At 37.7% G+C, this 13679-nt stretch carries 7 protein-coding genes; all 7 read left to right on the top strand.

All coding sequences use genetic code 11. The features are described from left to right. Positions 1-22: 22 nt before the first annotated feature. The 7 genes from AB5062_RS14435 to AB5062_RS14405 all read left to right on the top strand — a co-directional run bounded on the left by AB5062_RS14435 (position 23) and on the right by AB5062_RS14405 (position 13395). Complete coding sequence (locus AB5062_RS14435; protein WP_008781416.1) at positions 23-952, top strand: FecR family protein; 930 nt, start codon at positions 23-25, stop codon at positions 950-952. A 207-nt stretch (positions 953-1159) separates the two neighbouring features. Then, positions 1160-4531, top strand: coding sequence for a TonB-dependent receptor (locus tag AB5062_RS14430; RefSeq protein WP_162093996.1), 3372 nt, complete (start codon positions 1160-1162; stop codon positions 4529-4531). A gap of 11 nt (positions 4532-4542) precedes the next feature. Next, on the top strand, positions 4543-6333 hold the full coding sequence (locus tag AB5062_RS14425; protein ID WP_050505370.1) for a RagB/SusD family nutrient uptake outer membrane protein: 1791 nt from the start codon (positions 4543-4545) through the stop codon (positions 6331-6333). A 113-nt stretch (positions 6334-6446) separates the two neighbouring features. Then, positions 6447-8765 (top strand): alpha-L-rhamnosidase C-terminal domain-containing protein, encoded by a 2319-nt coding sequence (locus tag AB5062_RS14420; RefSeq protein ID WP_368326908.1) that lies wholly within the window; start codon positions 6447-6449, stop codon positions 8763-8765. A gap of 7 nt (positions 8766-8772) precedes the next feature. Further along, positions 8773-10398 (top strand): beta-N-acetylhexosaminidase, encoded by a 1626-nt coding sequence (locus tag AB5062_RS14415; protein ID WP_050484649.1) that lies wholly within the window; start codon positions 8773-8775, stop codon positions 10396-10398. Positions 10399-10429: 31 nt separating this feature from the next. Further along, a complete protein-coding gene (locus AB5062_RS14410; protein WP_005844963.1) occupies positions 10430-11848 on the top strand; it encodes an endonuclease/exonuclease/phosphatase family protein in 1419 nt (472 codons plus the stop codon). A gap of 2 nt (positions 11849-11850) precedes the next feature. Then, a complete protein-coding gene (locus tag AB5062_RS14405; protein ID WP_032952815.1) occupies positions 11851-13395 on the top strand; it encodes a DUF4091 domain-containing protein in 1545 nt (514 codons plus the stop codon). Positions 13396-13679 lie beyond the last annotated feature (284 nt).

Here is a 13679-nt window from a genome sequence, read left to right as displayed (position 1 = left end):
TTATTATACAATATAACAGAGTATGGATAAAAATTTGTTAATACGTTTTTTTGAAGGTCAGGCTACTACGGACGAAGAGATGAAAGTTCGTAAGTGGATGGAAGCATCAACTGAAAACCGTCGTACTTATTTTAAAGAAAGAAAGATGTATGATATGACATTGCTTCTGAGTAAAGACACGAAAAAAGAAACTGTTTCACAGTCTTCAAAAAAGAAGTTTAAATTTAGGAAATTTATAGAAATTGCAGCAGTTGCAGCGATTACTCTGGTCATCACACTATTTTACAAGAACCAAGAGCGACAAGAATATTGGCTCACTGCTCAAAAAATCAGTGTTCCAGCTGGTCAACGTATCAATTTGGAATTGTCTGATGGAACCAAAGTTTGGCTGAATTCTCGTACTAAAATTGAATATCCTGCAGTTTTCGCAGATAAAGAACGCCGGATTAAACTTGACGGTGAAGCCTACTTTCAGGTTGCTCAAAATATTCATAAACCTTTTATTGTACAAACTCCAAAAGGAAATGTAGAAGTGCTTGGTACCCAATTTAATGTGGAATCTTATTCGGATGACAGTACCTTTGCGACAGCGTTGATGGAAGGGGCTGTAAAGATAACCGCAGGCAATTATCAGTGCCAACTCAAACCTAACCAGATGGCTTATCTTAAAGATGGAGAAATAAAAGTGGCTCCTATTGAAGATTATAATCCTTATCGTTGGCGAGAGGGGATTATCAGTTTCAAGGATGCAACTTTCCCTTATATCATTCATAAATTTGAAAAATACTACGGTGTGGAAATCCGTATAGAAAATAAAGCTGTGATGAATTATCGTTGTACAGGTAAGTTCCGTCATTCTGATGGTGTGCGATATGCTTTACGAGTGCTACAAAAAGATGTGGATTTTCAGTTTGTACGCGATGAAGAAAACCATATTATTTACATAAAATAAATTTGCCTATGAAACAATACTAAGAAAACACATTCCTTTCAATTGAAAAAAAGAGTGCCGACAAGTTTGGCCGCATGTCAGCACTCACTATTAACACAATTCTAATAACTGTATTAATCATTAAAGTGTAACAAAGATATGAATAATATTTCTTTGTGGGAAATTTTATACCCCCAAAAATTACGGACAAATCGAATTTATAAGATTATGAAAATTACCCTGACTCTGGTATTTGTGTCAATTTTCAGTATGTTTGCGGGTAATATACACTCGCAAAACGCACGCATTACATTCACCAAGAACAATGCTACTCTTGAGTCTGTTTTAAATGAAATTGAAAACCAAACAGATTACTTGTTTATTATCAATTCGAATATCGATACTCATCAAAAAGTGTCGGTAAGAGCAGATGACACTCCTGTATCTAAAGTTTTGGACGAACTTTTTCATGATACTGAAATACATTATACTATGGAAGGAAGTCATATAGTCCTTTCAAACAAGCCCCAACCTGCCATTTTGCAACAAACACGTAAAATAACGGGACGTATCTTAGATGAGAATGGTGAACCTTTAATAGGTGTAAGCGTCATGCTTAAAGGTACTTCAAACGGTACTATCACCAATATAGACGGTGATTATACGTTAAGTGGTGATATTACCGATAAATCAGTGCTGGAAGTAACTTATATCGGAATGAAAAAACAAGAAATAACTGTGGGAAACCGTACACGCATCAATATCACCATGACTTCAGATAATGAGATGCTGGATGAAGTGATAGTCGTGGGATACGGTACACAAAAAAAAGTTAATTTGAGTGGTGCTGTAGAAAGTGTAGGAGGAAAAACTTTAGCCAATAGAGCAACCAATAGCATAGGAACGATGTTACAGGGTATCGTACCTAACCTTAATATAAGTATTGGTGATGGCCAAGCTAATTCTGTTCCAACCTTCAATATTCGAGGTGAGACTTCTATTAATGGTGGTTCTCCTTTAATTGTGATTGATGGTATTCCAACCGAAACTGCATTCTTTAGCCGAATGAACAGCTCGGATATAGAAAGTATATCTGTTCTTAAGGATGCATCATCAGCGGCTATCTATGGTGCAAAAGCCGCTTATGGGGTTATTTTAGTAACTACTAAAAAAGGAGAAAAAGGGGAAAAGATCAATGTTGATTTTGACAACTCCATTACAGTGCGTAAATTGGGGCGCATGCCTAAAATCGTAAAAGATCCTTATATACAGGCTAGCTATAAAAAAATTATGGGTAAGCCTTGGTACGATCTTTATTCAGACGAGGATTTAAAATACATTGAAAAGATGAAAGAAGACCCAACCTTACCTAATGTGATTCCAAGTTTCAGTAATCCAGAATATTATACCTATTTAGGGAATACAGACTGGTTTTCGGAAATATATGATAACACAGGTATAACTCACTCTCATAATTTAAGTTTGTCAGGCGCTTCCGAAAAGGCTTCTTATTATATAGGTATGGAATATATGCAGGAAAGAGGGCTCTTAAAAATTAATAAGGACATTATGGATCGTTATAATTTCCGCTCAAAAGTAGATTTCAAAGTAGCCGATTGGTTGACTTTTGGCAATAATACGTCTGCTCTGTACTATACATACAAGCGACCTAGTTCCTTCTATTCATGGTTATTTAATAGGATTAATGATACCAATACTTTAATGACCGTGAAGAATCCTGATGGGTCATGGACAAAAGAAGGAGCAGAATTGATTGGATCACTTTCTGAAGGAGAAGCCCAAACGACGGAACTCAGTCTGCAATCGCAATTTACTATGACACTGGCTTTGATTAAGAATGTATTATCTATCAAAGCCGATGCAACGGCCCGATTGGGAAATAGAGAAACAGAACAATGGGATAGTGATATGAACATACCTTATAAACAGGGGCCTAATCTTGCCGATGAATATTTAGGTTGGGTAGATATGGCTCAACTTGCCAAGGAAAGAGATTACTATACTAGTGTAAATGCTTATATAGACTTTACTAAGTCATTTGGTAAACACCAGGTAAGTGCATTGGCTGGATTTAATCAAGAATATAACTCACACCGATATATGCGAGGTGAGCGTGAAGAATTAATTAGTTCATCATTACCCAGCGTAGAATTAGCTACCGGAAGTGCACGTGTGCGCGAGGATAATTATGAATGGGCCACGCGTGGTGGTTTTTTCCGTCTGAATTATATTTATAACAATAAATATATTTTTGAAGCAAATGGACGTTATGATGGGTCTTCTCGCTTCCCCAAAAATGATCGTTTCGGTTTCTTTCCTTCTATATCAGCTGCTTGGATTATTTCACAAGAGAAATTTATGCATGCCACCCAAAATTGGTTGAATTACGCGAAATTGAGAATTTCGTATGGAGCTCTAGGCAATCAGGATGTAAGCTACTATGAATATATTGCAAGTATGGGATCTAGCGAACAACAATTGTTGATTAATGGTATAAAACCTATGGGCGTTACCCCCAGTGGCCTAGTTTCAAATTCGTTGACTTGGGAAAAAGTATATACCAAAAACATAGGATTGGATTTGAATTTCTTTAATAACCGGCTTACCTTTTCGGGAGATATATATCGCAGAGATACGAAAGATATGCTTACGAAAGGTAAGACTCTTCCTAGTGTGTTGGGAGCTTTAGAGCCACGCATTAATGCGGCAGATATGAAAACTGAAGGTTGGGAAATATCCTTGGGATGGAGAGACTTGTTTAATTTGGGGAATAAGCCTTTTAGCTATAATGTCAAATTTATCCTGTCAGACAATCGTTCTTTTATTACTCGGTTTGATAATCCTACTGGTAATTTGGACGATTGGTATGAAGGCTGTGAGATAGGAGAAATATGGGGATTAGTGACAGAAGGATTTTTCAAAGATCAAGCAGATATTGATAACCATGCTGATCAATGGGATGTAACTTCCTATCCTGGTGACCGTCCTATTGAACCGGGAGATTTGAAATATAAGGACTTGGATAACAATGGAAAGATTAACAATGGTTCTTGGACTGTAAATGATCCTGGTGACTATAAAGTAATTGGTAACAATGCGTCACGATATAATTATGGTGCTGATTTTACAGCCGAATGGAATGGACTTGATTTCCGTGTTCTGTTGCAAGGAGTAGGCAAAAAGGATTGGTATCCGGAAAGTCATTATTTCTTTGGCATATATAGAGCTCCTTGGGGAAATGTGCTTGAAAATAATTTAGACCATTGGACTCCAGAAAATACTGATGCTTATTTCCCAAGATTAAAATCTTATATTGCAGAAGGTGGAAAGGACTTGGCAATTAATCAGACGCGATATTTGCAAAATGCAGCCTATCTCCGCATAAAGAATATCACTATCGGTTATACATTACCTAAAAAGTTTACGATGAAAGCTAAATTAGAACGAGTAAGATTATATCTTACAGGCGATAATATTTTTGAGTTTACCAAGCTTTCAAAGAATTATGACCCTGAAATATTAGGAACCAGCCATCCTATGCAACGATTGTTCACCTTTGGATTAAACTTATCATTCTAAAAATACTAATTATGAAAATAAAAAAAATAGCATATATTTTATGTGGACTATTACTGGTCAGTTGTAATGATTCCTTTCTGGAAAGGTATCCTGATACCGATTTGTCGGATAAAACATACTTTACTTCCGAAAAAGATTTGGAACTTTATACTAATACTTTCTATAATGAGTTAATCTATTATTATCACGATTACGCGACAGACAATGCTTCTATCTATTCTGAACCTACAGAAATAGTCAACATGATGCATGGAGGAATCACCGAACAGTCAGTAGGAGGTTGGGATAATTGGGGTACTTTGAGAAAGTATAATATTCTTCTGGAGAATGTCCATAAGACAAAAGGATCACCTACGGTCATCAATCACTATATTGGAATTACACGTTTGATGCGTGCTCAGTGGTATTATGAGATGATAAAACGTTTCAATGAAGTACCCTGGTATTCCACTTCACTTAAAGATACGAGTACAGATCTTCTTTACAAAGGGAAAGACAGTCGTGAGTTAGTTGTCGATTCTATCTTTAAAGATTTGGAATTTGCGGTCAACCATATCTCGGCAGATATGAAGAATAGAAGTGTCATCAATAAATGGTATGCTTATGGCATGATGGCTCGTATAGCGCTGCATGAAGCCTCTTTCCGTAAATATCATGATGAATTGGGGTTACAGGTCAGTGCCGAACATTTCTATAAGATAGCTATAAACGCTTGTGAAAAAATAATGGAAACCCATTTGTTTTCTATTGATAAAAGAGGAGGAATAGATAATGCTTATGAAAATCTGTTCATAAGTAATAATTTAGGAGATAGTCCGGAAATTCTCTTGTTTAAGGATTTTGATGACAAGCAAAACATTAAACATGATGCAGCAAGAAGAGTTTTCAGTTATGTGAGCAGTTTAAGCCGTAGCTTAATGGAAAATTATGAATACATCAAAAATGGTAAAGCTATTCCATTCACCTCAGTTCCTGATTATGATAAGATGTCTATGCCCGAGACGTTCAAGAATCGGGATCCCCGTTATAAACAAACTTTTATGTATCCAGGATATATTCGTCCGGGAGAAAACAGGCCTTTTGTTCCTAACTTATACTTAGGAGGATATCCTCAAACTAAATTTGTAGCTCAAACAGCTGACCAAATGGATTGGTTTCGTTCTTACAATGACATCCCGGTAATGCGTTATGCTGAAATTTTATATATTTACGCTGAAGCTAAAGCGGAGTTGGGTATTTTGAAGCAGGCGGATTTGGATGCAACCATCAATGTAGTAAGAGATAGAGTGGGTATGCCTGCCATATTATTAGCTTCTTTGAGCTTGAATGCAAATTTGGAAAAACAATATCCTAATGTAACAGGTTCCCAAAAGGAAGTTATTCTCGAAATTCGTCGTGAGCGAAGAATTGAATTTGCTTGCGAATGCTTTAGATATGATGATTTGCTTCGATGGAAATCAGGGAGATTATTTGAAGAGATTCAGCAAGGTGTATATATTGACCAATTTGGACTACACGACTTTACAGGTGACGGAATTCCTGATGTAGGTATTTTTGAAAGTGAAGCAGCTAATACAATACCTGAATCGGAACGAAACAATTATGTATTCTATTATATGAAAGAAAGTTCAGGAGCCCAAACTGCGATTTGTCTGTCAGAAAAAGATCATGGTTACATCATGTCGTCTACTGAAGTAAATTCGAACACACGTAAATTTGAAGAACCTAAATATTATTATTTTCCGATACCAAAGCAACAGCTTATACTAAATGAAAACCTTAGCCAAACTAAATTTTGGTAATTACACAATTATAGGCTGGGGATAGCTCCCTAGCCCTATAATAAAAAATAGAATAATAAATAGAAGATAGATAGTTCATGTCTTCTATAAACCGTATAGCTCATTTCTATATCATGAAAAAATATTTCTTAACTCTAGTCATCCTATGTGTTGTTTCCCTACAGTTGTCTGCGGTGTCTGTTCCACAATGGATTACTGCTTTTGAGAATCAAAATGCGACAAATTCTTGGATATGCTTTCAAAAGGAATTTAATATAAATGCTGTTCCTGCCAAAGCTTTAACTCGTATTGCAGCAGACAGCAAATATTGGCTTTGGATTAACGGCAAACTAGTTGTCTTGGAAGGTGCCGTAAAACGTGGTCCTAATCCCAATGACACCTATTATGATGAAGTGGATATAGCCCCACACCTCAAGCAAGGACATAATCTTATATCTGCGTTAGTATGGTATTTTGGCAAAGAAGGATTTTCATATAATCCCAGTGGTCAAGGCGCTTTCTTGTTCGATTGCCAAACTGCTGAGCTCACCTTGCAGAGTGATGACTCGTGGAAAGCCGCCATGCACCCTGCTTATTATACCCCATTGGCGCCGTATCCTAATTTCCGTTTACCTGAATCAAGTATCGGATTTAATGCAGAACTCGCTATGGACAATTGGGAAAAAGGTGAAAACGCAGCATGCCAATATTGGGCCAAAGCACGTGTGGTTGGAAAGGAAGGCGATGCACCATGGAATAAACTGCATCATCGTATCATTCCGCTTTGGAAAGATTTTGGTTTGAAGAATTACGTCTCACAAACTGTTCACAGCGGTACAATAAATGATACTTTAGTTTGTCAGCTTCCTTACAATGCTCAAATTATGCCTTACATGGAGTTGGAAGCAGAGAAAGCCCATTCAGTCGTTACTATATTTACAAGCCACTATCAAGGAGGAAGCGCATATGATGTCAGAGCAGAATATCTGACCAAAAAAGGAAAGCAGTCGTATGAAAATAAAGGTTGGATGAACGGTGAGAAAGTATATTACATTTATCCCAAAGGAATAAACCTTACCAAAGTACAGTTCAGAGAGACAGGATATAACACAGAATTCGAAGGATACTTTCGCTGTAACGATCCTTTCTTGAATAAAATGTGGGAGAAATCACAACGCACACTTTATATTACCATGCGTGATACTTATATGGATTGTCCTGACAGAGAGCGGGCTCAATGGTGGGGTGATGAAGTGAACGAATCAGGAGAAGCCTTCTATGCATTGTCGGTGAGCAGCCATCTGCTCATGAAAAAAGGGATGTATGAACTCATGGGGTGGCAGCGTCCTACAGGAGAAATCTTCGCTCCTATCCCTTCGTCCAACTATCACACTGAACTTCCCGGTCAAATGTTGGCGTCTATCGGTTACTTTGGTTTTTGGAATTATTATTTGAATACAGGAGACCTTAAAACCATTAGAGATCTATATCCCAAAATACAAAAATACTTGGATATTTGGCAGAAGAATAACGATGGTACCATCACCTTCAGAGCCGGAGAATGGACTTGGGGTGATTGGGGAAAAAATATTGATATCAAAGCGCTCTTTAATGCTTGGTACTATATTGCTCTAAAAGGGCAGCAACACATGGCTACCGCTTTGGGAATGAATGCAGAAGCAGATGCTATACTCCAAGAGATGAAAGCACTGAAAAAGGCATTTAACGCCGCATTTTGGAATGGAAAAGCTTACCGTCATCCTGATTATAGGCTAAAGACAGATGACCGGGTACAAGCTTTAGCCATCGTGTCTGGCTTAGCAGATAAAGAAAAATATCCTGCATTGATTAAAGTATTGAAGCAGAATGAACATGCCAGTCCTTATATGGAAAAGTATGTCATAGAAGCTCTTTTTAGAATGGGGGAAAATTATTATGGGATGGAGCGTATGAAACGGCGTTTTGCTGAAATGGTGAACGATTCTGAACACACGACCCTTTATGAAGGATGGGGGATTGGTCCTAATGGATTCCCCGGTGGTACTACCAATCATGCCTGGAGTGGCGGAGGTCTTACTATCCTGTCGCAATATGTGTGCGGTATAACTCCTACGGAAGCCGGATATAAGGCTTATCGTATAGCTCCGCAACCTACAGGAGTGAAAGAGGCTGAAACTTTAGTTCCCACAGTTAAAGGAAACATTAAAGTTTCCTTTAAAGATGATGAAAGGACGTTTCAACTTCAGGTAAATTCACCACAAGGTCCACGTGCTACCATCTGCCTGCCTTTCCAATGCAAAAGCATCACGTTGAATAACAAGCTAATTTGGAAAAACGGGAAAGACATATCACATAAAAGCAGCATAGTCAAATGCATTCATCAAGATAAGGATGAAAGTATCTTTATCACTATGAAAGAAGGTGGAAATTGGACATTCAATATAAACAAATAGTTCGAATATGAAACGATTTTTATTATCAATAATATATTTATACTTGGCAGGTATGCTTGTAGCGCAAACTGCACCTTTAGAAATACTTCCTTATCCCAATGAGGTAAAGGTTCATCCGGGACATTATCCTTTTATGTCCTGTCAGCTTGTTTATCCCAATGCCTTGAAAAATGAAGCCGATTACTTAAAACAACTGTTGTTAGAGGAACATGGACTCATCGTACAACACACCAAGCAGGGAAATATGCAATTGACTTTATCTAAGTGGATTCCCCATCCTGAAGGATATCGTCTTACTGTAAACGAACAAGGTATCCGTATTGAAGGTTCCACACCTCAAGGTGTGTTTTATGGTCTGCAGACTTTCCGTCAGCTTATTACCACTCATCAAGGACAAATAAGAATACCTTATGTAGTCATTGATGATGCTCCGGCTTTTAAATGGCGCTCATTCATGCTTGATGATGGAAGAGCCTTTAAGGGCATGAAAGAGGTAAAACAATTGTTGGATGAAATGGCTATTTTAAAAATGAACACTTTCCATTGGCATCTTACCGAAGACCAGGGATGGCGTATAGAAATAAAGAAATATCCGCTGCTCACAGAAATAGGCGCGCATAGAGATTCTACTCAGCTCAACTGGTATGAAAGCAAAGTGTTCGATGGTAAGCCGTTCGATGGATACTATACACAGCGTGAAATAAAAGAAATTGTTTCCTATGCCCGGAATCTTCACATTACAGTTGTTCCTGAAATAGAGATGCCGGGACATGCTTCAGCCGCCATTGCCGCGTATCCTTGGTTAGGCAGTACAGATGAAAAAATCAAAGTGCCTTGTACCTTTGGAGTCAAAAACAGTGCCTTCAATGTAGCCGATCCACGCACACGTACTTTTTTGAAGGATGTACTCGATGAAGTGATGGAACTGTTTCCTTCGAGAATCATTCACATTGGTGGCGATGAAGTGCGACAAGAGCAATGGAATAACTCATCCGAGGTACGAACATTCATGAAAGAAAAAGGGATAAACTCAGCTGCCGAACTTCAGATGTGGTTCACTAACCATATAGCCTCTTATCTGAAATCGAAAGGAAGAATAATGATGGGTTGGAATGATATAACTGGTGACAAATTGCATGGATACCAAAGTGAAGTTACAATTGAAGCAGGAAACCAGCTTTCAGAGGACGCGGTGGTACAGTTCTGGACTGGCAATCATGACCTTTTACGGAAGGCAGCCAAACGAGGTTATAAGATAGTTAACAGTTATTTTAAATATACTTATCTGAACTTTAACCATGACCGTATAACGCCTGGGTTGGAATATGATTTCGAACCTATCCCTTTGGAAAAAGCATATGCGTTCAATCCAATACCCGAAGGGCTTACCATGCAGGAACAAAAACAGATTATAGGTATAGGGTGTCAGATGTGGGGAGAATGGATACCACAAGTGGAGGATATGTATAGAATGATATATCCATATTGGGCGGCCCATGCCGAAACAGGATGGACAGACAACAAGCGTAAAAACTACAATCGTTTTGTTCGGTCTATGGATTATTTTCTTACTCGTTGGATAGATAAAAATTATATCAACAGCCATAATATTGGGATAAAGCAACATCAATAAAACAATATTTTGAATAAACAATAAATTCAGTATGAAAAAGCAACTATTATTTATACTGCTCTTCCTGCCTGCTTTTTTGACGGCCAAAGAGATAAGATATTTTGTACAACCCGGAGAAATACTTGATTTAAGTGAAAATGCCTTTGAGCGCCATGGAATAAAAGTATCTGAAATAGATTCCGTAAGCATGAGCGGTTCTTTTACCTTTTCTATAAAGGTGCGTAGTCATGCCCGTGAATTAGGTGAAAAAGCCTTGATTACCAATAAAAAGAACAATATACCAAACGAAGCAGGCATTTGGATAGGCACCCAAGACAACGGATCATGGATAGTGCACTTTTGCGATGGGAAAAACACTCCATGGGAATATAGACCTACTGCCTTGCGCCAACCCATAAATGATGATAAGTGGCATACCTTGACAGTGACACATGATGCCGGTAAACAGGAGATGCGCATGTATTACGATCAGTTGAATGTGGCTATTTACTGTACCAACGGAAATGTCAATTTAGCCACCAACAATACACTTAGAATAGGCTCTGTAGATGATGGTCAGTGGAATGCATTCAATGGTTATATCAAAGAATTTACATTTATAAGCCATGTGGAACTACCCAAAATTTCAGTTACGGACACCCAACGTTTGTCACAACTGAAGGTGATGGCTTTCAATATCTTTCATGGTGGTCATGAATTGGGGCAAGAGGTAGGAGTGAATAGGGTCGTAGAGGTTATAAAAGCAGAAAATCCAGATGTGATCGGTATGGTAGAAACCTACGGTTCAGGTGCTATTATTGCAGATGCATTAGGCTACTATTTCTATTTACGTAGTTCCAATTTATCCATCATGAGCCGGTATCCTATCACAGATACCTATGATTTGTATGATTCCTTCAATTGCAGTGCGGCGACATTGCAAATTAGTCCGTCACAACAAATAAATTACATTAACCTTTGGCTGGATTATCGTCCTATCACTAATGACCAAATAAACGCCTGTGAATCCATAGAAAATATCATAGCGGGGGAGTGGAGTAGGAGAGCTGCACAATTGCAAAGTATCTTGAAAGCTTTTCCATCCCAATGGAATACCATGGAAACACCTCTCATAGTTTCCGGTGATTTTAACAGTGATTCGCATCTGGATTGGAAAGATGATACAAAAAACATGAATGGACACAACGGGTATGTTATAGAATGGCCCACCAGCAAGTTGATGGAAAAAGCTCATTTTATTGACTCTTATCGTGAGATTCATCCTGACGTGAAAAAATATCCATGTCTTACATGGTCTACTATGGCGAAGAATGAATTGCAATACCGTATAGATTTTATTTATTATAAAGGGAAGGATATCAAAGCTATCCAATCGGAGATGATAGACAAACATCCTGTTCGCTACCCCTCTGACCATGCGGCTGTAGTGACTACATTTAATCTGAAATAAATATGAAGTATTTTTTAACGCTTATTCAACTATGGGTTGGATTCCTGTCTATATGTGCCAGTTATCCAAAAGCAAATATTTGGATAATTCCTTCTGTAGAATCCCCACAAGTATACAGAAATTACGCTCAAACCTCAAAGGTTCACTTGGAAATGGCTAGAGGTGAAGTAGAACATATTCAATTAGTCTTTCCTAGCAAAGTTAATGAGGAATATCGTTTCACTTTCGACCGATATTTGAAAGGTATTCAAATATCGGCTAGAGAACTTAAAAAAATGAATGGTTATTATGACGCGTTAGTCCCTTTTAAAAATCAGTTGAAATGTACGGATACATTGACTGCTGTATGGATTACTGTACAGTGTCCGTCAAGGGTTCCAGTCGGAAAGTATCATCAGACGATAAAGATAGAAGGAAGTAAACATTTTACGATACAGCTGGATTATAACGTACATCATACTACCATTCCTTTAAAGTCATCTATCCCTATCACTGTTGGAGTTGAGAATCGTTGTATGACTGAAGGTCTTAATGATAAAGAAGCCGATAAAGAACGGCAACGATGGGTAGACTTTGTATTAAGCTATAGAATGACTCCTGTATTTGGTACACAGATTACTCCGGAACGTTGGCAATACGAACATTCGTTCTCACCTTGGGCATGGAATGACAAACGAAGCATCCGATTATTAAACGATAGAAGATATAGTTGTTACATGCTTCCGTTTTTTACATTGTCGGAGAATGAACTTGCGTCTTTATTATGTAATATCCAAAAGAAAGGAAAATTAAAAGAATCACTTTTCTATATTTGGGATGAACCTGCCTATATGGAGGATTATGAGCAAATCAAACGAAAAGTCAATATTATTCGGAAATATGCTTCAGATGCTCGGATTTTAACCACATTCTTTTGTGGTCCCCGAAACGGTCCACGTAAAGGAGATTTGTATGCAGTGTTCGACTATTTGAAACATCATATTCATGTTGCTACTATAAGTTTAGCTCCTTGTAAAGGCAATGAAGAAGAAGTGCAACATATACGCTATAAAGTGCCTGAAGGTATAGACTGGTGGAGTTATGTTTGTTGGCAACCAGGTGGAAATGAACCAAACTTTTTATTACAGATGAAGGGGATACAGCAAAGAGCTGTCATGTGGCGTACTTGGAAAAACGGTAGCCAAGGTTTTCTCTATTGGAACTGTAATATTTATCACAAACGAAATCCATTTACTTATATCACTGATATGCCACATGGTGATGGTATACTCATTTATCCTGGTGATATCTTGGGATGTAAAGGTCCTATAGCCTCTGCCAGATTAGAGCGTTGGCGTGATGGAGCCGAAGAAATGGAATTATTGCGATTGGTGGAGAAAAACTATTCAAAAGAAAAGGCAGATACCTTATTAAACATAGTTTATAGTTCACCTTTGTCATTTATAGAAAAAGCTCATAATATTCCTTTCTTTAGAAAAGAATTGTTGGACCAACTAGATAAAACAATTCCCATTGATTATAAATTAAGAATCACAGATTTTATCTGACTTTTACTCTATATATGTGAAATAGAATCGTTAATTTATGGGATTGGGTAGATGAACGATTTTGAGGATGCGTCATAATGTAATATTTATGATTCACTCTCTTCTTATAGTGAGAAGGAAGAGATATTTTTTAGGGATATTCAGTAAATGTCTCTAAAAAATAAGATGGCATATGAAGATGATAGGGCATGACCATTTCATATGCCCTTCTTATTGTCATTTTTCCGTGCTTTCTCACATACTTCTATCCGACAGGACATGACGTTCCGGAAGAAGTCTGATGA

The sequence above is a fragment of the Phocaeicola sp. RTP21359st1_B8_RTP21360_211022 genome, from assembly GCF_040911965.1.
Taxonomy (GTDB): Bacteria; Bacteroidota; Bacteroidia; order Bacteroidales; family Bacteroidaceae; genus Phocaeicola; species Phocaeicola vulgatus.
This window is presented reverse-complemented; position numbering and strand designations above follow the sequence as displayed.

What these genes read in the sequence shown, in the direction of transcription:
- AB5062_RS14435 (WP_008781416.1), top strand. Translation starts at nt 23, where the DNA reads ATGGATAAAAATTTGTTAATACGTTTTTTTGAAGGTCAGGCTACTACG.
- AB5062_RS14430 (WP_162093996.1), top strand. Translation starts at nt 1,160, where the DNA reads ATGAAAATTACCCTGACTCTGGTATTTGTGTCAATTTTCAGTATGTTT.
- AB5062_RS14425 (WP_050505370.1), top strand. Translation starts at nt 4,543, where the DNA reads ATGAAAATAAAAAAAATAGCATATATTTTATGTGGACTATTACTGGTC.
- AB5062_RS14420 (WP_368326908.1), top strand. Translation starts at nt 6,447, where the DNA reads ATGAAAAAATATTTCTTAACTCTAGTCATCCTATGTGTTGTTTCCCTA.
- AB5062_RS14415 (WP_050484649.1), top strand. Translation starts at nt 8,773, where the DNA reads ATGAAACGATTTTTATTATCAATAATATATTTATACTTGGCAGGTATG.
- AB5062_RS14410 (WP_005844963.1), top strand. Translation starts at nt 10,430, where the DNA reads ATGAAAAAGCAACTATTATTTATACTGCTCTTCCTGCCTGCTTTTTTG.
- AB5062_RS14405 (WP_032952815.1), top strand. Translation starts at nt 11,851, where the DNA reads ATGAAGTATTTTTTAACGCTTATTCAACTATGGGTTGGATTCCTGTCT.